The organism is Parafrankia colletiae (assembly GCF_001854655.1).
GTDB lineage: Bacteria > Actinomycetota > Actinomycetes > Frankiales > Frankiaceae > Parafrankia > Parafrankia colletiae.
In genome coordinates this window covers 1-25,104 of the sequence record NZ_MBLM01000137.1, presented here as the reverse complement: position 1 = coordinate 25,104, position 25,104 = coordinate 1, and the positions used below count along the sequence as shown (strand labels likewise).

Sequence of the window (25,104 nt, the reverse complement as noted above, 5' to 3'; positions counted from 1 at the left end):
AAGCCGGTGGCAGCCCGGCCCACCATGCATGTTCCACCGCCGCTGCCGGTAGGAGGAGCCCACGTCCTGGCCGATGCGCCGGCCTGCCTGCCGGTCAGGGCGTCTCGGCGGGCGGCGGCGGGTCAGTTGCCGGTTGGCGTAGCTGCTGGTTGAGCCGCTGGGCTTCGGCGAGCTGGTCTTCGAGGATGACGATGCGGCAGGCGGCGTCGATCGCGGTGCCCTGATCAACGAGTTCGCGGACGCGGGCGGCAATAYGCAGCTGGTACCGGGAGTAACGGCGGTGGCCGCCCTCCGAGCGCAACGGCGTGATCAGGCGAGCCTCGCCGAGGGCCCTCAGGAAGGCGGGCGTGGTGCCGATCATCTCGGCCGCGCGGCCCATGGTGTAGGCGGGGTAGTCATCGTCGTCGAGACTGTGTGTTGACTTACGTGTGCTTTCAGGGGTCATCGCGCCTCTCATGACACATCGAGGGGCCCTGGCGCCATACGGCACCAGGGCCCCGAGGGTTCAACACCATCTACCGGCCAGAATGCGCCGGATCCTGGAACCCGCCTACCCACCCAGGACGGTGGGAGTGCGGGGATCGCGTATGCGTGACCGGGGACCACCTTCCAATCCGGGGCCTGCGCGGTATCCGAGCGAGCTAGACCATCGCTCGGGCGATCCTGATGGCGTCCGCTCCCCTCTCCTCATAGATCACCTRCCGGGTACTGCCGAACTTCTCTCGAAGATGCTCGGCGGCCTGCCCTGACCGCCGCCCTGCTCGCGCCAGTTCGTATCTGCCGCGACCRTGGACTCTCATGGCTACCGCAGGAACTCTACCCAGGGCGATGCCTGGATGTCTACTGTAGCGGAGATAGATTTTGCGCGGCCGAGGATACAGGTAGCCTGACCGCCCGACGGGGGCCCGACGGGGGCCCGACGGGGCCCGCTCACCCCCGACGACGGCGCCCGTCCAGCCGGCGGGCGCCGCGAACAGCCAGGCGGGTGGGTGGGACCGCCGATCACCCTCGCGGACGGGCACCCGAGTGTCACACCCGAGCCAGGACACCCAAAGAGACCCAAAGAGCCCTGGTGTCATCTGACACCAGGGCTCCGAGGGTTGATCATCTATTGGGCTAGATACGACGGGTTCTCTGCGTCCGCCTGACCAGCCCCGGCGGGGCAGGTGCGGAGATCGCTATGCGTGACCGGGAACCACCTTCCAATCCGGGGCCTGCGGATGGCCGAGCGAGTTGGAGACCATCGCTCGGGCGATCCTGAGGGGGTCCGCTCCTCTCCTCATCGCCTGGTCGGGTACTTGCCGGCCTTCTGTGGTGGTGCTCGGCGGCCCGTCTGGCCGCCGTCCTCCTCGCGCCAGTTCATGTCTGCCGCGACCATGGACTCTCTGGCTACGACAGGAACTCTACCCAGGACAGCACCCAGATGTCTACTCCGACGAGAACAGATTTCACGATGTCGGGGAGGCAACTACTCTGCACTGTCCGATCATGGCTGGATCGTCGACACCGGCCCCCGGGGGAGGCGGGTGCGCATGAGCTCCGCGGCGGAACGCCCGCGGCCTGGCCTATGAGGGAGCCGGTGCCTCGAGAGAGGCCGTGGAGAGGCAGGCCGCTGACATCAGCGATCGAGACGCCGTGGGGGTCATGTCACCAGAACCGATGGTCGTGGCGTGGGGCTTGTAACTTTCGGCTGCGCGCCGGACCTAAGGGAGGACGATCGAGGAAGGACTGCTCCCTGTGCCCCCACGCTCCCGCGAACAAGCCTTCGAGGCGTTGTTCCGAGCTCACCAGCTGGCAGTCCTGCGGTTCGCGCAGCGTCGTCTGTCGGATGACGCTGCCGCGTGGGACGTGGTGTCGGAGACCTTCCTGACGGTGTGGCGGTCGTGGGAAAACCGGCCGACGGACTCCGGCGAGACCCTGCCGTGGCTGTACGCGATCGCCGGCAACGCGGTACGCAACCGTCACCGTTCGGACGTTCGCGTGCGACGACTCACGGCGCGGCTCTCGGCCGCGGGATCCGTCGCCGGGCCGGCACCCGCCACCGATGTCGTGGCGCACGAGGCGGTTGCCCGGGACCACGCCCGGTGGGCTCTGGACCAGCTCTCGGACCGCGACCGGGAGATCCTCACCCTCGCTGTCTGGGAGAAGCTGGACCTGCCCGGCCTCGCCGCCACGCTGGGGATCTCCCCGGCCGCGGCGAAGATGCGTCTGCACCGCGCCCGCCGCCACCTCCAGGACCTCATCGCGGCACCCCCGCTGGTTCCCGCCCCGTCCTCCGTCCCGGGAAGGCGCTCATGACACCCGACTCCGCCGACCTGTCCGGCGAGGACCTGCGCATCGCCCGTGCTCTGCTCGCCGGAACGAACCCGTCACCCCGGACGGAGGCAACGGAGGAGGAACGCCGAGAGGCACAGCGGCTGATCCAGGCCCTCATCGCCCACCCAGGTCAGGAGATGCCGGATGGCAGGCGCCGCCGACCGGGCCGGCGAAGCACGCGAGCACGGGCACTGCTCGCATCGGCGGCCGCGGTCACCGTCATGGTGGTGCTCCTGGTCACAGCCGTCGTGGTCGGTGGTGGAGGAAGCGCCGTCGCCGCGCCCCTGCTACCCGCGCCGCTGCTGACCGCGACCACCGGCGACCACGAGACGGCCGTGGGGATCCTCCTGGACGCGGCACAGCGGCAGCGAGAGATGACCGTGCCCGGGACGGGACAGGTCCACTACACACGCCTGCAGTCCTACGGCCTCCAGACCAGCGTCGCCCGGTCCGGCGCGACGACGGTCATCGTCACACGCATCATCCAGATGTGGCGCCGACCGGACGGGTCCCGCCTGATCGAACAGTCCCTCCAGGGCGTGGACCGCGCCGGGCGGGCCGTCGGCGGCCCCACACCACCAGAGGAACCCGGGTACCGGCGCATCGAGGCACCCCCCGCGGAGGCCGGCGTCGAAGTCGCGCTGCTCCCCACCGACCCCGACCAGCTCTACGCGCACCTGCTCTCCTCCTACCAGGCGAACCAGGGCGTCACCGCCACACCCGCAGACATCACCCGGCTGGCCTACTCCCATCTGAAAGGCGGCGGCACCAGCCCACAGCAGAACGCCGCACTGTACGAGCTGTTCGCCCGTGACCCCGCCGTCTTCGCCACCGGCCCGGTCACCGACCGGGCGGGACGACCAGCCCGCTCCGTCGGAATCCGACTGGCCGGCACGGACGGCTCCCGTACCAGCACGGGCTACCTTCTCGTCTCCGACGACGGGACACCGCTGACCGCGGAGACGGTGTTCGCCCCCGACGCCCCTCCCGGCCTGGAACTGCCACCTGGACCCACCGTCGCCGAGTACAGCCAGTTCACCGACGAACGCCAGGTCATCACCGTAGGCGACCTGCGTTGATCCCGCGTCAGGGGACCAGCGGCGGAGCCTCGGCGTCCAGCGTCGGGGAAAGGCCGAGCTTCTCCTTGATGCGCTTCTCGATCTCGTTGGCCAGATCAGGGTTGTCGCGGAGGAACGATCGCGCGTTCTCCTTGCCCTGGCCGAGCTGGTCACCGTCACAGGTGTACCAGGCACCGGACTTGCGGATGATGCCGTGCTCGACGCCCATGTCGATCAGGGAGCCCTCACGGCTGATACCGCCGCCGTAGACGATGTCGAACTCAGCTGTCCGGAACGGTGGGGCCATCTTGTTCTTGACCACCTTGACCCTGGTCCGGTTACCGACCGCCTYGGTCCCGTCCTTCAGCGTCTCGATGCGGCGTACGTCGAGCCGGACCGACGCGTAGAACTTCAGCGCCTTTCCACCGGTGGTCGTCTCCGGCGACCCGAACATGACGCCGATCTTCTCGCGGAGCTGGTTGATGAAGATGGCGGTGGTGCCGGAGTTCGCGAGCGCTCCGGTGAGCTTTCGCAGCGCCTGCGACATGAGTCTGGCCTGCAGGCCCACGTGGCTGTCGCCCATCTCCCCCTCGATCTCGGCGCGCGGTACGAGGGCCGCGACCGAGTCGACGACGATGATGTCGAGCGCGCCGGAGCGGATCAGCATGTCGGCGATCTCCAGCGCCTGCTCACCCGTGTCGGGCTGGGAGACGAGCAGCGCGTCGGTGTCGACACCCAGCTTCCCCGCGTACTCGGGATCAAGGGCGTGCTCCGCGTCGATGAAGGCCGCGATRCCCCCGGCCGCCTGCGCGTTCGCSACRGCGTGYAGSGCRACSGTSGTCTTTCCSGACGACTCCGGCCCRTAGATCTCGACGACGCGCCCACGAGGAAGGCCCCCGATACCGAGCGCGACATCCAGCGCGATGGATCCGGTCGGGATAACCCGGATCKGCGGCCGGATATCGTCGCCCAGCCGCATGACCGAGCCCTTGCCGAACTGCTTGTCGATCTGCGCAAGAGCGTTCTCCAACGCCTTGTCGCGGTCGGGTCCCACCATTGGAGTTACTCCATGCTGACTGAGGTCGGCGGGTCGTGACCACGAGCCGACGCTTGGCCGTGGGACCGACGGTTTCGGAAGCCGGGTCGGTTCTGTGGGCGGCGGAGGGTCTGCGGCCGACAGTAGACGAACATCCGTTCGAAGGTGCGGCGACACGCCGGTACACACCCGCGTTGGGCTGGTACCTGGAGGACCCCCGCATCGCCCCGCGGCGGCGGACGCGGCGGACGCGGCGGTCTCGCCGGCACCGGCAAGGCCCGAGGTCTGGACGGTGTGGAGGGCAACCGCGACGGCGAGGGCTTCGCGGTCGTCGAGCATCAGCGGGGGGCCAGCCGTCCCGGGGCGCGGGCTGTAGCCGCCGGTGGTGCCGGGATTGCGCTCCTGGCCCGTCCGGAAAGCCGGTGGATCACCGGACAGAACCTGCACGCCGACGGCGGGCTCACCTGAGCGTGCCGCGCGGCCCAGTTCCTGCTCAGTGCACGGCAGAACCCGGTGTCGGGGAGCCCGGGGGGCCGTGYCGGGCCATGAACCGGTAGCGCGTCACCTCGTCGGCGCTCGGCCGGCACACCCCCACATCATGTGACGTCCCTCGTTCGGCAAAGGAATCGATACCCGGGCTTCGATGAGAGACATTACCGTGACAGGGCGCGCCGGATCGCTGGCGTAGATCCGCGGAATGTACATAACGTACCGCTACCGCTACAGCCGAGATACCTGCTGCGCGAACCTCGGTACCTCGCGAGCAACCCCTTGTCCTGTTGCTGCCATCTTCCTCGTCAGTCTGCCATCACCATTCAGTCTCCTCCATACTTGCGAGAAGTGCGATAAGTCCAGAAATCCAACCTGGATTATCTGCATGAATCCAATAGCTACCGGAGAAGAGGACCCTGTGCCAGACGGCGGGACGAGCGAGCGACGGGCCGCGGTAATTGGCGGTGGTATAGCTGGACCTGCGATCGCCATCGCACTGAAGAATGTCGGTATCGAGTCGACCGTCTACGAGGCCGAGACAGCGCCCCGCGCCGACGGAGGATTCTTTACTCTTGCTCCGAACGGGCAGYACGTACTGGCCGAGATGGGTCTTCTGGAAGAGACAGCTGCGCGCGGAGAGTATTGTAGCGGAATCACCTTCCTTGACCAGAAGGGAAACGAGGGCGGCACGATACCGGACCCGCGGATTCTGATCGAGCGGGCGRCCCTGCATGATTTGCTGCACGTGCACCTCGCCAAGCTGGGTATCCCGGTCGAGTTCGGCAAGGCTGTCACGGCAGTCCGGACGGACGCAGAAACCGCGGTAGCCGAGTTCGCCGACGGCAGCACTGTAACCGCCGACCTGATAATCGCATGCGACGGCATACACTCCGCCGTCCGGCRCAGCCTGTTTCCCGATTTTCCGGCACCCACCTACATAGGCCTGGTGCACTCCTCGGGATTCTCCACCGGCGGCGGTTTCGAGCAGATAGCGCCCGAGGCCCTGTACATCGCAAATGGCCAGTTCACCAGTATGGGCTATCTGCGCAACTCGGACGGCGACGTGCTCTGGTGGGACGTACGCGCCTGGCCGGGCGAACCACCCCGCGCCGAGGTTGCCGCTACCTCCGACCAGGAGTGGTTGGCCCAGCAGGTCGAACTTCACCAGTCCGACGCACCACTGATGAGTCAGATCCTCGAGGCAACCCGCGGACCTGTTTCCAGGTTCTTGAACTTCAAACTCGACGATCTTCCTCTATGGCATTCTGGTCGAGTCTGCCTGGCCGGAGATGCGGCACACGCAATTTCGCCACACGCAGGCCAGGGGCTGTCGATGGCTCTGGAGGATTCAGTGGCCATAGCCCGCTGCCTCCAGGATTCGCCGGACATCCCGGCCGCGTTCGCGCAGTTCCAGCTGGCCCGCCAGGAACGAGTCCGCGAGGTAGGCGGCCTTGGCCGCATGAACGACGAAAGAATTCTCAAGGCGAACGGAGCCGACATCGCCGGTGGGCAGGGATCGAAACCGCCGGCAGAGGTGCTCGAGGCCTTCAAGAAGATCCAGGCACACCGGATCTGATCGGAGAGCGTCGACGGCATGATCGGTTGCCGGTAGGCGGCTGGAACTGCTGGCGCGGTTCCAGCACCCCCGCCGGCACCCGCGCGGCAACTCTGGTCCTGTCTCCCCGCGGCAGTGGAGTCCACCTGCTCCTGCGTCGACCGGCTGCGCGGGATCAGGGGTGTCGTCGTGGGGTGCATCGATCAGATGTGCAGACCCGCGGTGCCGTGGTACGGTCCGGCCAGACCGGTCATTGACGAATGTCGCTGCCTGAGCGATGTCGTCACCGGTCATGGCCGGCCGGCGGTCTTCATCGCCGGGGTTGGGTGGCCATCATGGCAGCAGGCCAGCTGATTCTTTTCCTCGATCGTGCCGATTTCACGCCTTCTGATGAAGGCACCTCCGGAGCACCGTGCGGATAGCGATGCTCGCGCCGGTCGCCTGGCGAACTCCGCCCCGGCACTACGGCCCCTGGGAGCAGGTCGCCAGCACCATCACGGAGGGCCTCCTCGGGCACGGGGTGGACGTGACGTTGTTCGCGACGCTGGATTCGGTGACGGGTGGCGAGCTGGACGGCGTGTGCCCGCACGGGTACGCCGAGGACCCGTCCCTCGACGGTCGGGTGTGGGAGGCGCTCCACGTGGCCCACGCGCTGGCACGCTCCAGCGAGTTCGACCTCGTGCACAACCATCTCGACTGGCTGCCCCTCGCGTTCGCGCCGAGCTTCCAGGCTCCCATGGTCACGACGATCCACGGTTTCTCCGATCCGCGGATCGTCCCGGCCTACGCGCGGGCGGCCTCGGCCTATGTGTCGATCTCGGACGCCGATCGCAGCCCCGTGCTGAACTACRCCGCGACCGTTCACCACGGCGTCGACCTGGACGGTCTTCCGTTCTCGGCAGCGGGTGGTGACGATCTGGTCGTGCTCGGCCGGGTCCACCCCGACAAGGGCACCGCGGTCGCCGTCGACATCGCCCGCCGGGCGGGGCGGCGCCTGGTGATCTGCGGAATCGTCCAGGACGAACGGTACTTCGCCGAGCAGGTCCTGCCGCACGTCGACGGAGACCGGGTCCGCTACCTCGGCTCGGTGGGACCGGCCCGGCGGGCCGAGGTCCTGGGATCGGCCACGGCGCTGCTGCATCCGATCTCGTTCGACGAGCCGTTCGGGCTGGCCGTCGTCGAGGCCATGGCCTGCGRCACGCCGGTCATCACCTACCCACGCGGAGCGATGCCGGAGGTGGTCGACGAGGGGGTGACCGGCTTCCTGGTGGACGGGCCGGTGGCCGCGGCGGCCGCGGTGGACCGCGCCGCGACTCTTGACCGCGCTTCCTGCCGGGCCATGGCGCAGCGGAGGTTCTCCACCGCGCGCATGGTGGCCGACTATCTCGCCGTCTACGCCACCGTTCTCGCCGGTCCTGCCTCCTGATGTCGCCGTCGCTCCCGCGGGGGCCGGTCACACGGCGGGAACCATGCGTGCGAGGAGCCGGTCGACGGGCACGCTGGCCATCCCGATCCGGGTGTCGCCGATGCCRTACGGCAGCCACAGCAGACCGTGGTGGACCAGGCTTCCGCAGGAGTAGACGACATTGGGGACATAGCCCTCGGTCTCCTGCCCGATCGGGGCGAGCAGCGGTTCGGGCAGGGCCGCGACCACCCTTCCCGGGTCGTCGAGATCAAGCAGGATCGCGCCGATGGTGTACGTCCGCATCGGCCCGACGCCGTGGGTGAGCGTGAGCCAGCCGGCCGCCGTCTCGATCGGGGACCCGCAGTTGCCCACCTGGAGCAGCTCGAAGGCGGCCCGCGGCCCGTGAAGCGGCCGCGCCGGCTCCCAGACCTGCCCGTCGTCGGAGGCCGTCAGTCCGGTCGACTCGCCGTCGGAGCGGCAGAGCGCAAGGTGACGGCCGCCCACCAGCCGTGGGAACAGCGCCATGCCCTTGTTCCGGGCGGCCGGGCCAGCGAGCGGTGCGGTGGTGAAGACCCGCAGGTCGGGGCTGGTGAGCAGGCGCGGGGAGATGTCCGTGCCGTCGAAGGCGGTGTAGGTGGCCCGGTAGTCCACGGTCCCGTCCGGTGCGGTGAACCGGACGAATCGCGCGTCCTCCATGCCGTTGCTCTCGCTGCTGACGGTGGGCCACAGCACCCGTTGCGGCAGGGCGCTGTCGGACGGGAACTCGACCCGCCGCAAGGCTCCGGCGATCGAGCGGATCCCGGCGAGGATCCCGGGCGCCTGGGGGCGTCGGAGCAGGTCGGGGGGAACCGCGGCGAAGGCACGGGAGAGATCGGGATCGGGTTCGCTGCCGGGCCGGGGTGGGTCCAGGCTCTGCAGGACCGCACGGGTGACCTCGTCGTCGAGCCCGTGCTCGGTGAGCACGGCGCGCAGCCGGGCGGCCTCCCACTCGACGGGTACGGCGACGCCGGTGGTCAGTGGGCCGGTCCGCGGCTCCAGGCGCACCGCCGGGCCCGGGCCGATCACCGCGGCGGCGAAGCCGATCGAGGAGAGATGGCCCTCCCCGACGGCGCGCAGGCTCAACGCCAGGCGCAGTGCGCCGGACGGCAGCCCGGCCTGGTCGGGGTGCTTCACCGCCGAGGGGTTGGTGACGGCCGCGCCCTCCACCGCGTACTCGGCGGTGAAGCACGCGCCGAGCAGCAGACTGCGCGCAGGGGAGAGCTCCGCGGGTACCGGCACCCGGGGCACCACCACCGCGGCGTGCCGCGCGAGGATGCCCCGGTAGTCCTGGTGGCGCGGTTCGAACCGGTCGAGGAGGTCGGCGACCAGGCTGTCGACCTCCCGCTCGGGCAGGGCGAGGGCGCGGGCCACGATGCCGGCGGCCCGGGAGTGCGGCTGGCTGCCCTCCTCACCGGGGAGGAAGAGCTTCGCGACAACCCGGTCGCTRCTCGGGGCGAGCCCCAGCGGATGCCGCGTGACCAGGTCGTTCTGGGCCGACCCGGTGGCTGTGGCCCGGGTGTTCCCGATCAAGGCATCAATGCCAGGAGGCGGCGGGCGTGCTGGCTCGTGGAGAGCAGCGCAAGCGTCGATTCGGCGCCCTGGTTGAGGTTGCGGCCGCCGGCCTCGAGCCCGTCGTAACAGCCGCCGGTATCGGGGTTGAGTAACGCCGTCGAACTGTCGTTGTCCCCGAGGAACCACCCGTGGGCGCGGCCGAGGCCGGCCAGCCATCTTTTCCGTCCGGTCGCCGCGTGGGCACGGGCGCAGGCGTCCGCGATCGCCGCGGCCTCGATGGGCTGCTGGTCGAAACCGGGCCCGGGATCTCCCCCCCGCCGGCGACCGCCGACCGGGGTCGGTGACAGGTTCCCGTCCCGGGTCTCCACCTGGAGCAGCCACGCCAACAGCCGCAGACCGTCCGCGAGCACCGCCTTGTCGGGCAGGCACATGCCGGCGAGGATCAGCGCCTCCGGGACGGCCCCGTTGGCGTAGCGCAGGGTGGGCTCCGGCCACGGCCAGCCCGGGTCGGCACCGACCGGTCCGATCGCCTCGACGGCGGCGGTGAGCAGCGCGTGCGCCGGCTCGTCATCCGGATGGGCGAGCAGCACCTCCCCGGCACCGAGCGCCGCGAACGTCATGGCCCGCGGCCAGGGCGAGCGGCCCCCCGCGCTGGCGAGGAAACCGGCCCGCGCCGAGGCCCGCAACCGCCGCGTCGGCGCGGAGGCGGCCGCGGTGCCCAGCCCCCACAGCGCCCGGCCCCAGCAGTCACCGAGGCCGGGATCATCCCGCCACCGCCCGTCGCTGTCCCGCCGGTTGCGGACGGCGCCGTCCGCCCCCTGCGCGGCCAGCACGAAGGCGAGGTAGCGCTCCAACAGCCGCACCAGGTCCACCCCGGGCGACGGCTCGCGGGCGAGGACGACCAGCCCGCGCGCGACGTCGTCCACGCAGTAGCCGTGCTCCCGGCGTGGCACCGAACCGAGGGCGTGCTCGAACAGTCCGATGTCGTCGGTGAGCCGGAACAGATGGTCGAACGAGACCGCGGAGCTCACCGGGCCGCCGGCATCGGCGCGGGGGCGGGGGCGGGCGCAGGCAGCACAGGCACGGGCGCCGTCGACGGCCGGCTCCCGGTGCGGGCGACCAGTCCGGCGGCCAGCTGCCGGTAGCGGCCGGCGACCGCCGGCCACAGCAGGTCGGGTGCCTGGACGGCCGCGGCACTGGCCAGGCCGGCGCTCACCGCCTTGTCGGTCGCTATGCGACGCACCGCGGCGGCGATGGCCGCAGGGTCCCGGTGCGGCACGAGCAGTCCGCTACCGTCGCCGAGAAGCTCGACCGCATGCGGGAACCGGGTCGCGACGATCGGCCGCAGCGCGGCGACCGCCTCGATGAGGACGCCGGAGGTCACCTGGTCCACCGAGTCGTACGGCAGCAGGACGACATCGGCCCGGCGCACGAGCTCCGCGAGGGACACCGGGTCCAGGTAGCGGTCGTCGAAGCTCACCGAGTCGGTCAGGCCCAGGTCACGGATCTGAGTGGCCAGCCCCTCCCGGTATGCCTCGCCCTCCCGGGCAAGGACCTTCGGATGGGTCTGACCCGCGATGACGTAGTGCGGTGCGGGATCGAGGTCGGCAAGGTCCGCCATCGCGGCGATGCCCCACTCGATGCCCTTCCCCGGCCCGATCAGGCCCCAGGTGAGGACGGTCGGCCCGCCGCTGTGCTCCGCCGGCGCCCGGCGGTTGTCCGCCGCGCCGTGCGGGATGACCACCACCCGTCGTGGATGGACCTGGAAACCCTCGACGAGCCGGACCCTCGCGGTCTCGGTCATCACGACCACCGCGTCCGCCGACGCGACCACGGACTCCAGGACCTGCCGCTGGTGCGGCGTCGGCTCCACCAGGACGGTGTGCAGGACGACGATCACCGGCACGTCGAGGGCGTCGAGYACCGCGAGCACCTCGTCGCCGTCCGGGCCTCCGTACACGCCGTACTCGTGCTGCACCACGACGACGTCAAAACCGTTCAGGAGCCGTGCCGCCGCCCGCGGACCGCCCGGCGTGCCGGCGACGAGATCCCCGACCAGAACCGRCCGGCCCGCCGGCCCGGATCGACCCGGTGGGCGCGCCAGCGGTGCGGCCAGCCCGGTCAGCCCAGCTGGCCCTGCTGGCCCTGCTGGCCCGGCCGTGGCACCGGCCCGGTCGGGGGCGTCCAGGAGACGTACCACCCCACTGGACGCACCGAGCGCCGGGCTGTTCAGCTCATCGATCAGAGCGGCAGTGAAGGTCGCGAGACCGCACTGGGTGGGCGGATACGTGCTGAGAAAGCCATAACGCAGGGGCACGAGCTGATTCCTCCCAGGCTTGAGCCGTGTGGAGGAGTGCCGGCCGCCAGCGGGGCCCACAACGAACACGATGATCGGGTTGTGACCCGGGCACCCGTCGCGCCGGAGGTTGACACTCAACCTTGTCGAGTGTTAGCCCACTTATAGTCTTCGGGAATATCGAAAGCAAACCGGGGGACCATCCGGCACCGCTCGCTGCCGGGTCCGGGCATTTTTGGCGGCCCGCCACCCTGGCCGAGGCCCTTCACCCGATCGGCGTGCCACGGCGTGTGCGCGGCCGTCGTGGTCGCCGCCGGGCCCACCAGTCAAGGAGACCAGTGATGGCCACACCCTCGACGCCCTACTCCCGCACCCTCGACCCCGCAGAGATCTATGAGGCCCTGCTCCCGGACGGACACTGGCATCTCCTGCGCGAACCCCGGTTCGAAAACGTCGAGATCGGCGAGCAGGTGGTCCCGTGCCTGCGAGCACTCCTCGAGAACAGGACCGGAGAGATGCTTGTCCCGATCGACCAGATCCGCGGGTGGATGGTCCAGAGGCCCGACCCGCGATGAGCGACGTTCGGGCGACGGAGACCCAGGCCACGCGGCGCGCCACCATCGAGGAGATACCCGCCATGACTGACACCCGGTGGGGCTACCGCCCCCACGACAGCGCTGTGGTTGTCCTGTGCGACTCCGAACAGGCCGCACGCAGGCACGCCGTGGACGGCGCGACAGCAGTCGTCCACCGAGACGGGCGATGGGTCGGGCTCCCCGCCGAGCCGCCTGAGACACCCGACCGTGACTGACCAGCGTGCGGCCAGCGTGCCCCGGGTATTTTCCTCTGAGCCTGCGGTTGAACGTCCGGTGATCCCAGATCGTGGAAGACAAGGCGGAGGCGGTGACGTCGGGCTCGGAGCAGGGGCTGACGCCCCTTGAACGTCGGGCCGAGCAGCTGTTGCGCTCGATGCCGGTGGGGTTCATTGCCTGGGACGCCGACTGGCGTTGCAGCGGAGTCAACCCCGAGGGGGAGCGTCTGTGCGGGCAGTCCCGCGGCGACCTGCTCGGCAGATCGTTGTGGGACGTCTTCCCCGCGGTCGTCGGCACCGACTTCGAGACCGTCTACCGCCGCGTCGCGGCACACCGGGTGCCGGAGAACATCGAGATCTTCTACCCTGAGCCGCTGAACCGATGGCTCGACATCCACGTCACGGGTGACACCGACGAGGCCGGCGGAGTCGTGGCCTACTTCTTTGACGTGACGGAACGCCACAAGGCGATCGAGCGGGAACGATTCACCACCCAGGCGCTCCTCGTCGCCTCAGCGGCCCGCGACCTCGCCGCGCGGCAGGCGGCGAGCCTGGCGGAGGTCGCTCTCGCTCTGACCTCCGTCGACACCATCGAGGCCCTGGAAGCCGTGGTGGTCGGCCGGGGGCTGGCCACCCTGGGCGCCGACGGCGGCGCCGTGATCTCACCCGACGAGACCGGCAACTGGCGCATCACCGTCAACGCCGCTCTCGGCGAGCAGGTCCAGCTCACCTACGGCACCGCCCCCCACGACAGCCCGCTGCCCGCCTGCTGGACCGCCCGCACCGGCCAACGGCTCCTGCTGCCCACCGTGGCGTCCGGGCTACGGTTCGACCCGGTGATGACCGCCGTCTACGCCGACACCGCCCGCAAGGGGTGGGCCTTCCTCCCCCTCACCGTCCAGGGGCAGGTCCTGGGCAGCCTCGCCGCCTCCTGGGCCGAGGAACACGCCCCCACCGCAAGCGAGATCGATCTCCTCGCCGGCTTCGCAGCCCAGTGCGCGCAGACCCTGCACCGCGTCCGCGCCATCCGACAGGAACGCCGTACCGCGCTGCAGGTACGGGAACTCTCGGAGGCGCTGCAACAGGCCCTGCTGACCCCACCGCCACGCCCGGCCGGCCTCCAGATCGAGGTGCGCTACCAGACCGCGCAGGACGTCGCCCAGATCGGCGGCGACTGGTACGACGCGTTCGAACACCCCGACGGCTCGACAGTCCTCGTGATCGGTGACGTCACCGGGCACGACAGCACCGCGGCCGCACAGATGGGGCAGCTACGCGGCCTCCTGCGCACCCTGGCCTACACCGCCGACCTCACCCACACCGCCGACCTCACCCACACCGGCGCCGCGGACGAACACCGCGCACCCGGTCCGCTCGCCGGCATCCTCGGCACGCTCGAACACGCCGCCCAGGGCCTGGGCATCGACACCCTCGCCACCGCTGTCCTCGCCCAGGTCGACGCCTCCACCAGTGCACGGACGGTGYGCTGGAGCAACGCCGGRCACCCCCCGCCGATCATGATCCACCCCGGTGGGATCACGGAGGTCCTCGAAACGGAGAAGACCGACCGCCTCCTCGGCCTCGACACCCACGCCGACCGCCACGACCATGCCGTGCCCCTACCGCTCGGCGCCACCCTGCTGCTCTACACCGACGGCCTCGTCGAACGCCGCGACGCATCGTTCGACGAAGGACTCGACGACCTGCGCGCAGTCCTGGCGGACCTTGCGCGCACGGATCTCGCCCGTCTCTGCGACGGCGTCCTGAGACGGATGGCACCACTCAACGGAGAAGACGACATCGCCCTTCTCGCGATTCGCGCCGTGCCGTTGTCCTGACAATGACGAAGAACGTGTCTTCTTCGTCCTCGGGAGCGCTCCGCGGCGGGCTGACAGCATTCCTACGGAACTTTCCTCGATCGAAAGGGACGGCTGTCACCGCCGGCAGTTGTCGTCATGCCCACGGTGGCGGGAGCGGATCAGGCCAGGGCGGTCGTCGCCCGGGTCCGGCGGCTGCGGGTGCCGACATCCACCTGCCGGGCCGGAGCAGCACCACCAGCGACCGCGTCCAGGTCCTCGGCGATGCTGGTCCGAATCAGAGTAAGCATGTGGTCACGGTCGTCGTCGCCGAACTCACGCAGCAGGCTGGCCAGCAGGCTCACAGGTACTCGTTTCCAGCTCAGGGCCACGGCTGGGGAACTCGCACGGCCTGAAGTACCACCTACCCCGCAGACCCGCCACACACTCGCACCCGCCTTACCGCCTGCCGGCGGACGAGGCACCTTGTCGGTTTTTCGCCCGCCTACGCTTCGCGCTGTACATGCCGGTATCGGCCTGATGGAGTAACTGTCCGGCGGAGGTGGATGGCTGCCACCCGTCGGCAATCGCCAGACCGATACTGATCTGGATCTGCCGAGGGCGACCGCCGAGAGTGACGGGCCGGAGCATGCCGACCGCGATACGTTGCGCGCACTGTTCGCCGACAACATGGGGACTGGCCTCGGTACTGGTGCCGGCGAGGAGGACGGCGAACTCGTCGCCGCCGACGCGGGCGGCGAGGTCGTCGTGACGTATCGCGGTGCGGAGGCGGGCCGCGACCGTACGGAGGAGTTCGTCGCCAGCGGAATGACCATACGTGTCATTGACGGTCTTGAAGTGATCGATATCGCAGAACAGCACGACCACGGGTGTTCGGTGTTGGCTGTGCGCGGTCACCGCCTTCTCGAGCTCACGGGTGAACAGGACACGGTTGGCCAGCCCGGTCAGCCCGTCGTGATACGCCTGGTACTCGAGCCGCTGGTGCGCACGCTGCACATCGCTGACCAGCCGGCGGTTCTCCGCGATGATGACTATCTGGCGGAGGCTGACCAGCGTGACGAGGCAGGTCGCAAGGTAGAGGGGCGGCCCGTGCAACGCACCGTCGCGCAGGGCACTCGCCAGAACGAGCGCCGCGGCGACGCCGAGCGGCAGATAGGGCAGATAGGCGTGCAGCCAGTTGCGGACCGCCCGCCCCGACCAGATGGATCGGCTGGTTGCGGGGCGGACGGCCGGAGGCACGAGTGGCCGGCCGCCTCGCTCGGGCGCGATCATGGCGAGGGCAACCAGCAACGGGGCCAAGGCCGCTCCGAGCCATGTCGGTCCGCTGCCCTCCAATCCGACCGGATCAGGCAGGCTGAGCTGGACCAGCACCGTTTCGGACGCGGCGAGCACGACGAGGCCGGCGCCGAGCAGGGCGACCGCACGGCCGTTTCTGGGCTGACGAAAGGTCGCCACCAGCACCAGAACCACCACCAGCAGCGCCGAGGTGAGCGTGAAGCTGACTGCGATGACGAACGACGTCCCGCTGATCCCGCTGTGGGTGATGTCCCGCAGCGCGGCGAACCATGCGATCATGATCATCGACAGGACGATCATCAGGCTGTCCAGGGCGATGACCGCGTGGGAGTACCGCAGCCACCAGCCGCCGGTCGGAGGTGGAGGCGCTCGCGTCGGCACGTCGTCGGCGCGGGCGGGAACACAGATCAGGCCCGCGATCGTGAGGAGCGGAGCGATCAGAAACAGGCTCTCGCTCGCCGTCAACTGAAGTTGCAGTGGATTGCCGGACGAGTATTGCCGTGTCCATTCGAACGCGCCGGGCAGCGCGGAGAGCGGGCCGGCAGCGACCAGTAATCGCCACCTGCGGTCGACGCCACGAGTGCGCACGATCCCGATGACCGCGAACACGGTCGACGCCACGCCGCAGACGAACAGAGCCGTCGCCTGGACGACCAGCCGCAGCTGCCCGGAGAGAACCAGCTGGCCCGCCGCCGCCAGTACGAACAGCGCTGTCACCAGCGCCAACAGGGTGCGGAAGGTCCGCTCCGTGACGGGCTGGACCCGCACACCACGCGCGCTGTCCGCCGGGGGCTTCCTGTCCGTCTGCCTGTCGATGCCGCCATCTGTCAAGGGCCGGCCTCCTTCAGTCATGTACGCCCACGATGCCTGCTCCGCAGATGGCGCGCATGTCCGACGATCACGCTGCGCGACCGAAGTCGAGCACCGCCTCTCCCTGGTGCTGCCCACGCCTCATCCCCAGGCGTTCCGGCCCACGGAGCCGGCGTCCACATCCGCGACGCCGCTGACCTCATCGGCCTGGAAGACCTCCCCAGAAACGGAATGATCCAGGAGACCCTGAAGGTCCGCGCCCAGGCCTCCAGCCGCCACCGGTCCGAGCAGGGCTACTGGTCTGGGGTCGCGCCGTACAGCGTGGTCACCGCGGAGAGCGCCTGGGCGGCTGCCGCGATGTCGTCGCGGCCGAACCGGGCGTGAATGTCGGCCGAGATGAGCACGGCTTTCCGGAAGGCGGGAACGTGACGGGCCACGTGAGCCGGCGTCCGGTTGATGGCCGCCGAGTTGCGCAGGAAAGCGCGAATCGCCTGGTCAGCGGCCGCGACCGCGAGATCCGGGTCGCCAAACTGGTGCAGCACCTCGGACAGCGGCATCAGGACGGAATAGGTGACAATGGTGCTGTGACCGCCCCGGGCGCGCCTGTCGGCCTACCAACCGAGTTGGCCGATGCGCTCGACGCTACCGCCGATGCCCGGGAGCAATGGGGGCTGCAATCAGAGGAGACACGCCAGCTATACGCGAGGTGGGTCGCGAAGGCTGCCGCCCGCCACACCCGCCGGAAAAGGGCGGAGCGGACGGCGAACTACGCGGCGGCGGGTGCCCTGCACCGATCGGTGCAGCGACAGCGAGACCGCGGCATCACCCAGGAAATGATCAGCGCACTCCGGGTCTCTCTCGTCATCAGCCCCATCGTCGGYGTCGCGACGCTGCTGGTCGATGGCCACATCAACTGGCCCATCACGATCACGATGGGCCTTGCAAACCTAGGTACAGCCGTCCGGGAGACGTGGCGCCATCCTCGCGCGCCGGTCGCGCCCACCATGACGGGCAACGGCACCGGCCGAGACACTGCTCAGGACCCGCACACCCGTCACTGTCACGGATCTGCGCGCGAGGGAGCAGGCAGCGGTAGGCACCACCAGGCGAACGCGGACAAGAACGAGGATGCCGGCAGCACRTGAGCTCCAGCCGTGCATGGTGACAAGGCAGGCGGGACGGGAACGGCGAACGGCGAACGGCCCGACACCGTGACGGTGTCGGGCCGCTTCCGGGACAGGGCTCGGCATGAGCCCGGTGGATCAGGTGCCGACGGACTCGCCCGCACCGGGGTTGCCGGACTGGTCGTCCTCCGCCGGGTCCAGCAACGCAACGAACGGGCTGTCGGCTGCGAGCCTGGGTACGCGACCCGCACGCACGGCGCACGTGCCGGCCCCGCCGTGGTCGTCCTCACCGTCGTCGTGTCCGTGCACCTTGAACAGAAGCTCGCTACTGCCACCGCTGGTGGCTGAGACGAGTGAGACCGGACAAGGGAACGCACTTACTGTCCCGTGTCTGTGAGCGGTGAGTGTGAGCTGGACCTGATCGACGTGTCGGATGTCGCCGTGATGCTGGGTCTGGGACGGAGTCGGGCGGATTCGCTGCTTCCTCACCTACGACCACGTGGCGATCCGCAGAGACATCCCCGACTTCGTGGACTTCCTGATGAGCACCGGTGTCCGGATCGGTGAGGCCGCTGGCCTCACCTGGGGTGCCGTCAACCTCGACGAAGGCTGGATCGAGATCCGCTCAACAGTCGTCCGCATCGCTGGTCAGGGCCTCATCAACAAGCCGAAGCCCAAGACGAAGAGCGGCTACCGGCGTCTCATCCTGCCATCCTGGATGCTCACCACTCTGCGACGTCGCCACGATGATCAGTCCGCCGACGCTCCTGTCTTCCCAGCGCCACTCGGTGGGCTTCGGGATCCGTCGAACACGCAGGCCGATCTGCGGGATGCCTTCCGTAAAGTCGGCATGGAATCGGCGACGTCCCACGTCGTTGGTCGGAAGTCCGTCGCGACAGCGATGGACTTCAGCGGCCTTACAGCCCGCGCAGCGGCAGACCAGCTCGGCCATTCCTCACCCAGCATCACCCAGGACCGCTATTTCGGCCGCAAGGTCGCGACCACCGGCGCTGCGGAGATCCTCGAAGCACTGACCTTCTGATCTGGAAATGCGACGCGGAGAACCGGACCGCGGCACACTTCCTATCAGTCAGAGGCTTCTATCGGGCAGAGAAGGAGCTTTCATTCCATAGACGGATCTTTCCGTTGTCGCCAGTGCTCGCCAGGATGGCACCCGTCGGTCTGAATGCGAGGCCGCCGACCCACCCGTCGTGACCACTGAAGGTGGCCCCTTCCGCGGGATTTTGGAGATCGCTGATATCCCAGAGCCGAACAGCCTTGTCGATGGCGATGGCGAGAGTCCTGCGATCAGGGCTGAACGCGACCGCCAGAGCCCTGCCGTCCGTCGGAAGCGTCGCGGCCAGCCGCGGACGGCTGGGATCTGACACATCCCATAGCGTCACGGCGTGGTCGCCGAACTGAGTGACCGCGAGGAGGGCGTCATCAGAGCCGAACACGGTGTCGTCCACACCGCCAACTGATTCGGCGACGACGGCAGCGAGAGTCGGCCGGCTCGGATCCGCGACGTTCCACAGCTCGACCGCCACAGACGATGCAATAGCCAGAGTCCGACCATTGCTACCGAAAGTGATCGCCGTGATGTTACCGCCACGCCTGGCGTCAAACGTCGCGAGTCGGACAGGGTTTGCCGGGTCCGCTAGACCCCATAGTTGCACCGTATGGTCGTTGGTAGCCTTGGCGAGGACCTTTCCGTCAGACCTGAGGTCCATCCCGGTAAAAAGGCCGGCATTACTGGGAAGAGTCGCGGACTCGGTCAGGGTGGCGGAGTCGACCACGTTCCAGATAGTCACCTTGCCGTCATAGCGCGAGGCGACCAGGATCCGATGATCCCCGCTGAACGCGACCTTGTCATACGAGTTCAGGAAGTCATCAGCGATGACCGACGTCAGAAGCTGGGGATGCACCGCCTCCTGGTCAACAGCCCACAGCCGCACCGCGCCGTCGTGGCCGGCGCTGGCGAGCAGACGGCCATCAGAACTGAAGGCTACAGCCCCGGCGGAACCCTCGTGGGCAGCAATGGTGGCGACGGGGTCAACCTCATTGGCTTCGCGCCAGATCAGCGTGATCGCTACTGCGGCCAGTGGCACCAAGACGGCCAGCGTACCGACAAGATCGTGCCGGGAGAACCGATGACCCTGGCGACCGCTGACGGGAGCCGCTCCTACATCCGTAGACGCTGGCTGTCCCGTTCCGCCCGCCACCCGGCTCTGCGCACGTCCCAGTACCAGCCAGGCGTAGATCAGCAACGCATTGAACACTCCACAGCATGCGAGGAAATAGGCGTACTCCACATCATCGAGGTCAAGTAGAAACCCCAGAAAAAGCCATGGAAGTGCAAGCGGAAACTGAAAGAAGTAGTTCAGTCCGTCAATGTCATCGTGAGCGAGCGAGTAGAGAGTGCCCTTCGCGGCGAGGCCAACGAGAATCAAGTGGGTCAGTGCGACCAGCTCAGGGCCGGCGCAGGACCAGACGCGACGAACTCTCCAGGTTCGGGTCCCGGCTGGTGTCACTGGGCCCGCGCTGTGAGACGTCATGCAATAGACCTCCGTTTCGCCCCAGCGCTGGACCCCGCCAAGGTTGGCCTATCCGGTCGTGGTGGGGCAGGCCTGGATACTCGGCAGCACGCAATTACTGGCGACGCTACATGAACCGTTGGACACCAGGAACATCGGACATCGAGTCTCCGGATCGGCGCTGTTGCATTCGGAGGATCCGACGCACGCCAGGGGCCTTGGCGACCACGGTCAGACGGCGCGGGCGAGCTCGGTGAACGCGGTAGCAAGGCGAAGGTGYGGATCGGTGTCGACGGCAAGTTCGTAGTGGCCGCGGCGGATGTTCTGCACGAGGGCGTGTCCGGCACTGACGGTCTGGGCGGAGCGCAGCCGTTTCAGTCCGCGCATCGGGCGGAGCCGGGCTTTCAACCGGCCGTGGTCGGTTTCGATCCGGTTGTTCTCCCTGGCGGCGTCGACGTGGCAGGCCCCAGGGAGCAGCTCGTCGAGGATCCGCGGGTAGACCGGCGCCTTGTCGGTGGTGACCTCGACCGGCCGGCGGCCATGGGACAGCGCCCGGGCGAAGAAGCGGCGTGCCGCGGCCTGGTCACGGCGGGTGCTGGCCAAAACGTCGATGACCTGGCCGTGCTGGTCAACGGCCCGGTACAGGTAGGTCCACCGGCCGGTGACCTTCACATAGGTCTCGTCGACGCACCGCCTGTCCCCAGGGCGGTGCCGATCGGAGCCGGTGGACGGACACGACGTCGACGCATCATTCGATCATGACTGATCGGCAGCTTCGTGATGGCGGACTTCGCCGATGCAACAGCCCTTCTGCTGTGGGGAGGGCACGTTCACAGGCCGGGATCGTCGACCAGGACGGTGCGGTGCAGGACGACCGGAATCTGCCCATCGGGGTCGGGACGGTGCTGCGAGTGATCGGTGATCCACGTCCATGCGGCTCACGCGCCGCGTCACGGGCCGGTGGTGGCAGGTGTTTCACGCCTGCCCGGGGGCACGTCATCCGCCCGCGGCGTCCTCGGGCTCCCAACGCAGCAGGTCGCCCGGCTGGCAGTTGAGCACCTCGCAGAGCGCGGCGAGGGTCGCGAAGCGCACCGCCTTGGCGCGGCCGTTCTTGAGTACCGCCAGGTTGGCGGGAGTGATCCCTACACGGTCCGCGAGCTCGCCCACGGACATTTTCCGCCTGGCCAGCATCACGTCGATGTCGACGGCGATCGGCATCAGATCACCTCGTCCAGCTCGGCCTGCAGCTGCGACGCTTCGACGTCGCGTGCGACGGCCTGGGCGAGCAGCATCCGCAGCACGAGCACGAGGAGCGCGACCCCCAGGATGGCAAGGCCGACACCGCCCATGATGACGGTGACGCCCGGGTCGTCCCGCTGGCCCGGCGCATTGAGGACCGTGACCGCGAACCACACGAGGGCAGCCGCCACGATCGCGCCGATCACGACGTCCACGTATCGGAAGGCGGCATGGGAGAACACGGTTCCGCGGCGCACCATCGTCACCAGCCGCCATATACAGAGCAGGACGACCTGGACCGACACCATGCCCAGGATCGTGATCACGCGCAGTGGGGTCAGCGGGAGCGACCCGTCCTCCGGGTCGCTCCCGCTGACCAACGCCCACACCATCCCTGCCTGTACGAACACGGCGCCGGCCAGCACCACCACGAGCACGGCGCGCAACGCCCCCACTGTCAGCTTTCCCATGACCCATCCTTCCCATCGAATCACGATGGGAATCTATCGATTTTCGATAGGTAGAGCAAAGGTCGGGACGGAGGACAGGCGGCGGTTTCGCGCCGTGGCGGGACGCCGCCGCCCCTCCCACCTACCATGATCCTTGGGAAGTACGCGACGCGCCGGGCAACCCGCGCCAGCTCCCATCGAAGTTGTCCGGCCCCAGGCCAGGTCTTGATCGCAGACATGACCCTGAGGAACGGACACGTCGCAGGTGCGGCGAGTGGTCGCCGGCCCGGTGGGGGCTGCCTGTCGCGGCACCGACCGCACCAGCCGGCTACGTGCCCTGACCGAACCCGGTGGAGTTCATGCTTCGATCTCAGACGAGCCTTGAGGGATGACGGTGCTCGATCTGCGGGAAACCCCTGTCCCGGACGTGCTCGACCACTGCACGGCAGCGCTCCGCGTGGATCTGGACCTTGCGAATCCGGCCTTCGGGTGGGGCGGAAAATCGATGGGATTCGCGACGAGCCGGGGAACCTGGGTCAAGATCCTGTTCCGCCCAGTGTCGCGGATCAACGAGCGGATCTGGACCGGGGAGGAATGCGCCTCCGTCCTCACCGGCGTGCCGAAACCGCGGCTCCTGGGGTCCGTGCGCTGGGCCGACCCCACGCGGGACCTGGTGTGGCGGGCCGACGAAACGACCCGCGTCGAGGCACCTGCGGTCAGCTCCACTCCGGAACTCCGAGAGGAACCGCAGGGCCTGTCTGCCGCATGGTGGGAGACCCTGCGCGGATCGCTCACCGCGTTGGCCGGTGCGACCACGACCCGCGTCGCGGTCCGGCAGGACCTGATCGACAGGAGGATCTCTGAGTACGCCGGTACGGCGGTGGACCCGACCGTGGACGAATGGTCGACGGCGCACGCCGATGTGCACTGGGCGAACCTGACCGCGCCACGCATGGTGCTGTTGGACTGGGAGGGCTGGGGCCTGGGGCCGCGTGGGCTCGACGGCGCGACCTTGTGGGCGTTCTCGCTGCTGGTCCCGGCCGTCGCCGCGCGGGTGTCGGACCTGTTCGCCGAGGACCTATCGTGCCGGTCCGGCGCCCTGGCCCGGCTGTTCCTGTGCGTCGAACTGCTGAGGATGACCCGCCACTTCGGCGATCACCCGGACTTGGCCGGTCCACTGACCCGTGAAGCGGACAGACTCGTGATCACACTCTCGGCGGCGAACTAGAGCGCCGTTCGGTATCGCTGTCGATCCCGTGGACGGGCAGCTCGGTCGTCACCCTCGAGCGCGGCGTGGATCCGATGGAGGCGCTGACCTGGCCCTCCTCGCCGGCCATCTACCAGGAAGCCGCCCGCACCGAGCCGGACATCGCGCGCGACAGCGAGACCATCGCCGCCAACCGCGAGCGTGCGTTCCGCCGCCACCTCGAAGGGTCTGTTGCATCCAGCGAAGGCAACCGATCTTGACCGCAAATCTTCTCGCGAACAGGCCCGCTGACGGCCTCCGCGGTCGCCATCGAGCATCCTGCCGGCAGGCTGAGAGGTCTTCAGGCCGGAAGATTTGCGGTCAAGATCGGCTGTTTCGGCTGGATGCAACAGACCCCCCCTGTCTACCCGCGGGTCCTCGACGAGCTGCTTCCCGGGGCCTGCCACGTCGACGCCGCACGGGAGAACAACCGGATCGAAGCCGACCACAGCCGCCTGAAAGCCAGACTCCGACCCATGCGCGGACTGAAACGGCTGCGCTCCGCCCAGACGATCAGCGCAGGGCATGCATTCGTCCAGAACATCCGCCGCGGTCACTACGAACTCGGGATCGACACCGACCCGCACACACGACTGACAGCCGCGTTCACCGAGCTCACCCTCGTCATCTGATCACACGATCGACAGGGTCAACCATGCCCTGCCATCCCCCAATGCAACAGACCCGCTCGGCGGTCGAGGTCACCGGACAGGAGCCCTGCGGCAGGCGGCGGGCGTCGACCGGCAGCGTCCACGAGGAGCGGCCCCATTCCAGGGCGGACACCCACTGGAACTCCCAGCCCGGCACGACCTTGCGGTCGCCGTCGCAGCGGCACGGCGCGTAGTGCAGGCCCCGGTCCGGTGAGCATTCGGCGTTCGGCCGCGGGAAGGTCGTGACGTCCACACCGAAGATCAGCGGACTGTCGGGTGGGAGCTGGTCAGCGAGCAGGTCCCGCAGCCGCTCCTCATCGACCGCGCCCTGCGCCAACGCGTCATAGAGGGCTCCGTGGCCACGGCGGAACACCGACGCCAGCGACAACTCGACCAGAGAGGTCACCGGGCCTTCCGTGCAGATCACYGCGTCCGCCAGTTCGAACAGCGTGTCCGCCCGAGAGTCCAAACAATCGTAGAACCCATCACGGAAACGGGCCAATRCAGACAACGATTCAACATTGGCGTTCTCGTGCAGCAAACTCACCTCTACGACCTTCGCGTGACCCGGGTTGTCCTCAGCGAGGAGACACGATCACGCGAACAGGGCCCACCTGTCCGGCAGATCGCTAAAGTCGTCGAAGTCGATCATGTGATGGTTAAATCTCAAGCCAAGAGCACGCGCGCTTTTCCCATGATATCCAGCGCGGTCTCCGTCGTCGCGAGCTTTGCTTTCAACCCCTCGTTCTCCCGACGCAGTTTCTCCAACTCGATCTGCTCCGCCGACTTCACCGGCTTCTTCTCCCGACCCTGCGCCACCTCACGTGCTCCTCCTCCGAACGCGCCCGCGTCACGGGCCCGGGTCCACTCCACCACATGTGAGGAGAACAACCCTTCCCTGCGCAGAACCGCGCCTTTCTCTCCGTGCGGGGCGTTTTCGTACTCGGTGACGATCCGCAGCTTGTACGCCGTGCTGAACACCCGCCGCGACGGACGTGGCGCAGGGTCAGGCCGCGGTGACGACGTGCTCGCCCGCTCCTGCGGCTCTGGCTCCATGAACACGAGGGTCTCCGATCACGCCCCCTGTAGCCAACCCGCACCGGGCAGGTGTCTCACCCGAGACTGACACAGAGGGGTCTTCGTGCGCAGGTGCCGGAAATCGCGGCGGACGCGTGCAGGTGTCAAACGGTCGGGTGGGCTGGGTTTCTCCCACGGTCGACGTCGGTCGGCGGCCAGGGGTCGAGCCAGCCGCAACTGTGTRTAGGCGGCGAGGATCAACCAGGTCCAGCGATCGGCCGCCTCGGGGGTGCGGACCCTCGGGGCCGTCCAGCCGAGGGTCTGCTTGAACAGCCGGAAGGTGTGCTCGATATCGAAACGGGTGGTTTCTAGCGGCGGTCGCAACACTGCCTAGGTTCGGGG

At 68.7% G+C, this 25,104-nt stretch carries 24 protein-coding genes and 5 pseudogenes; 14 read left to right on the top strand and 15 right to left on the bottom strand.

Going from position 1 to position 25,104, the window contains the following annotated elements:
• Positions 1-94 precede the first annotated feature (94 nt).
• Entirely contained in the window at positions 95-445 is a 351-nt protein-coding gene (locus CC117_RS23400) for a MerR family transcriptional regulator (protein WP_071087660.1), read from the bottom strand.
• A gap of 1,292 nt (positions 446-1,737) precedes the next feature.
• Between CC117_RS23400 and CC117_RS23395 the strand changes: the two genes are divergently transcribed.
• A complete protein-coding gene (locus tag CC117_RS23395; protein WP_241830349.1) occupies positions 1,738-2,298 on the top strand; it encodes an RNA polymerase sigma factor in 561 nt (186 codons plus the stop codon).
• Complete coding sequence (locus tag CC117_RS23390; RefSeq protein ID WP_071087656.1) at positions 2,295-3,395, top strand: CU044_5270 family protein; 1,101 nt, start codon at positions 2,295-2,297, stop codon at positions 3,393-3,395. The genes CC117_RS23395 and CC117_RS23390 overlap by 4 nt, the downstream gene beginning before the upstream one ends.
• 7 nt (positions 3,396-3,402) lie before the next feature.
• On the opposite strand, the gene recA is transcribed toward CC117_RS23390, so the two are convergent.
• Entirely contained in the window at positions 3,403-4,431 is a 1,029-nt protein-coding gene (gene recA / locus CC117_RS23385) for a recombinase RecA (RefSeq protein WP_071087654.1), read from the bottom strand.
• Between the two features lie 273 nt (positions 4,432-4,704).
• Between recA and CC117_RS37540 the strand changes: the two genes are divergently transcribed.
• From CC117_RS37540 to CC117_RS23375, 3 genes are all read left to right on the top strand, one after another.
• Positions 4,705-4,878 (top strand): hypothetical protein, encoded by a 174-nt coding sequence (locus CC117_RS37540; RefSeq protein WP_157905445.1) that lies wholly within the window; start codon positions 4,705-4,707, stop codon positions 4,876-4,878.
• Between the two features lie 442 nt (positions 4,879-5,320).
• Complete coding sequence (locus CC117_RS23380; protein WP_157905444.1) at positions 5,321-6,478, top strand: FAD-dependent oxidoreductase; 1,158 nt, start codon at positions 5,321-5,323, stop codon at positions 6,476-6,478.
• A 403-nt stretch (positions 6,479-6,881) separates the two neighbouring features.
• The gene (locus tag CC117_RS23375) at positions 6,882-7,883 is read left to right on the top strand and encodes a glycosyltransferase family 4 protein (RefSeq protein WP_071087650.1); all 1,002 of its coding nucleotides are present in this window, start codon (positions 6,882-6,884) and stop codon (positions 7,881-7,883) included.
• A 27-nt stretch (positions 7,884-7,910) separates the two neighbouring features.
• Here CC117_RS23375 and CC117_RS23370 read toward each other — a convergent pair whose 3' ends face one another.
• The 3 genes from CC117_RS23370 to CC117_RS23360 are packed head-to-tail and all read right to left on the bottom strand — an operon-like array spanning position 7,911 to position 11,730.
• The gene (locus CC117_RS23370; RefSeq protein WP_071087648.1) at positions 7,911-9,431 is read right to left on the bottom strand and encodes a glycoside hydrolase family 130 protein; all 1,521 of its coding nucleotides are present in this window, start codon (positions 9,429-9,431) and stop codon (positions 7,911-7,913) included.
• A complete protein-coding gene (locus tag CC117_RS23365; protein ID WP_071087732.1) occupies positions 9,428-10,444 on the bottom strand; it encodes a glycosyltransferase in 1,017 nt (338 codons plus the stop codon). Before CC117_RS23365 ends, CC117_RS23370 begins: the two co-directional genes overlap by 4 nt.
• On the bottom strand, positions 10,441-11,730 hold the full coding sequence (locus CC117_RS23360) for a glycosyltransferase (protein WP_071087646.1): 1,290 nt from the start codon (positions 11,728-11,730) through the stop codon (positions 10,441-10,443). The genes CC117_RS23365 and CC117_RS23360 overlap by 4 nt, the downstream gene beginning before the upstream one ends.
• Positions 11,731-12,050: 320 nt before the next feature.
• On the opposite strand from CC117_RS23360, the gene CC117_RS23355 reads away from it, so the two are divergent.
• From CC117_RS23355 to CC117_RS23345, 3 genes are all read left to right on the top strand, one after another.
• Positions 12,051-12,284: a hypothetical protein gene (locus CC117_RS23355; protein ID WP_071087644.1), complete on the top strand. Its 234-nt coding sequence runs from the start codon at positions 12,051-12,053 to the stop codon at positions 12,282-12,284.
• Positions 12,281-12,520, top strand: coding sequence for a hypothetical protein (locus CC117_RS23350; RefSeq protein WP_071087642.1), 240 nt, complete (start codon positions 12,281-12,283; stop codon positions 12,518-12,520). Before CC117_RS23355 ends, CC117_RS23350 begins: the two co-directional genes overlap by 4 nt.
• Positions 12,521-12,591: 71 nt before the next feature.
• Positions 12,592-14,358: a SpoIIE family protein phosphatase gene (locus CC117_RS23345; RefSeq protein WP_071087640.1), complete on the top strand. Its 1,767-nt coding sequence runs from the start codon at positions 12,592-12,594 to the stop codon at positions 14,356-14,358.
• Positions 14,359-14,498: 140 nt separating this feature from the next.
• Here the strand turns inward: CC117_RS23345 and CC117_RS23340 are convergent, their stop codons facing one another.
• From CC117_RS23340 to CC117_RS36610, 3 genes are all read right to left on the bottom strand, one after another.
• The gene (locus CC117_RS23340; protein WP_071087637.1) at positions 14,499-14,681 is read right to left on the bottom strand and encodes a hypothetical protein; all 183 of its coding nucleotides are present in this window, start codon (positions 14,679-14,681) and stop codon (positions 14,499-14,501) included.
• Positions 14,682-14,775: 94 nt separating this feature from the next.
• Positions 14,776-16,464 (bottom strand): diguanylate cyclase, encoded by a 1,689-nt coding sequence (locus CC117_RS23335; protein ID WP_131803124.1) that lies wholly within the window; start codon positions 16,462-16,464, stop codon positions 14,776-14,778.
• A gap of 272 nt (positions 16,465-16,736) precedes the next feature.
• Positions 16,737-17,000 carry a hypothetical protein gene (locus tag CC117_RS36610; protein WP_071087633.1) on the bottom strand — a complete coding sequence of 88 codons (264 nt, stop codon included), beginning with the start codon at positions 16,998-17,000 and terminating at the stop codon, positions 16,737-16,739.
• 27 nt (positions 17,001-17,027) lie between these two features.
• On the opposite strand from CC117_RS36610, the gene CC117_RS23325 reads away from it, so the two are divergent.
• From CC117_RS23325 to CC117_RS36595, 3 genes and pseudogenes are all read left to right on the top strand, one after another.
• Positions 17,028-17,588, top strand: coding sequence for a YdeI/OmpD-associated family protein (locus CC117_RS23325; protein WP_071087631.1), 561 nt, complete (start codon positions 17,028-17,030; stop codon positions 17,586-17,588).
• A gap of 9 nt (positions 17,589-17,597) precedes the next feature.
• Entirely contained in the window at positions 17,598-17,915 is a 318-nt protein-coding gene (locus CC117_RS36605) for a hypothetical protein (protein ID WP_071087630.1), read from the top strand.
• Between the two features lie 154 nt (positions 17,916-18,069).
• Positions 18,070-18,609: pseudogene (locus tag CC117_RS36595) on the top strand (site-specific integrase); the annotation flags it as partial.
• A 58-nt stretch (positions 18,610-18,667) separates the two neighbouring features.
• Here the strand turns inward: CC117_RS36595 and CC117_RS23310 are convergent.
• The 4 genes and pseudogenes from CC117_RS23310 to CC117_RS23295 all read right to left on the bottom strand — a co-directional run bounded on the left by CC117_RS23310 (position 18,668) and on the right by CC117_RS23295 (position 21,810).
• Entirely contained in the window at positions 18,668-20,017 is a 1,350-nt protein-coding gene (locus CC117_RS23310; protein WP_071087628.1) for a WD40 repeat domain-containing protein, read from the bottom strand.
• 315 nt (positions 20,018-20,332) lie between these two features.
• Positions 20,333-20,815, bottom strand: a pseudogene (locus CC117_RS23305) (IS6 family transposase); the annotation flags it as partial.
• A 282-nt stretch (positions 20,816-21,097) separates the two neighbouring features.
• Positions 21,098-21,319, bottom strand: a complete 222-nt coding sequence (locus CC117_RS23300; RefSeq protein ID WP_071087626.1) for a helix-turn-helix domain-containing protein — start codon at positions 21,317-21,319, stop codon at positions 21,098-21,100.
• On the bottom strand, positions 21,319-21,810 hold the full coding sequence (locus tag CC117_RS23295) for a DUF2975 domain-containing protein (RefSeq protein WP_071087624.1): 492 nt from the start codon (positions 21,808-21,810) through the stop codon (positions 21,319-21,321). The genes CC117_RS23300 and CC117_RS23295 overlap by 1 nt, the downstream gene beginning before the upstream one ends.
• A gap of 367 nt (positions 21,811-22,177) precedes the next feature.
• Here CC117_RS23295 and CC117_RS23290 point away from each other — a divergent pair, with 367 nt between their 5' ends.
• The 3 genes and pseudogenes from CC117_RS23290 to CC117_RS23285 form a co-directional block, all read left to right on the top strand.
• Complete coding sequence (locus CC117_RS23290; RefSeq protein WP_084132644.1) at positions 22,178-23,017, top strand: hypothetical protein; 840 nt, start codon at positions 22,178-22,180, stop codon at positions 23,015-23,017.
• Positions 23,018-23,082: 65 nt separating this feature from the next.
• On the top strand, positions 23,083-23,256 hold the full coding sequence (locus CC117_RS38210) for a hypothetical protein (protein ID WP_198541956.1): 174 nt from the start codon (positions 23,083-23,085) through the stop codon (positions 23,254-23,256).
• 72 nt (positions 23,257-23,328) lie between these two features.
• Positions 23,329-23,667, top strand: a pseudogene (locus CC117_RS23285) (DDE-type integrase/transposase/recombinase); the annotation flags it as partial.
• Between the two features lie 49 nt (positions 23,668-23,716).
• Here the strand turns inward: CC117_RS23285 and CC117_RS23280 are convergent.
• The 3 genes and pseudogenes from CC117_RS23280 to CC117_RS39280 all read right to left on the bottom strand — a co-directional run.
• A pseudogene (locus tag CC117_RS23280) lies at positions 23,717-24,232 on the bottom strand (transposase); the annotation flags it as partial.
• 119 nt (positions 24,233-24,351) lie between these two features.
• Positions 24,352-24,747, bottom strand: coding sequence for a hypothetical protein (locus tag CC117_RS23275; RefSeq protein ID WP_131803123.1), 396 nt, complete (start codon positions 24,745-24,747; stop codon positions 24,352-24,354).
• A 72-nt stretch (positions 24,748-24,819) separates the two neighbouring features.
• A pseudogene (locus CC117_RS39280) lies at positions 24,820-25,062 on the bottom strand (NF041680 family putative transposase); the annotation flags it as partial.
• Positions 25,063-25,104: the final 42 nt, after the last annotated feature.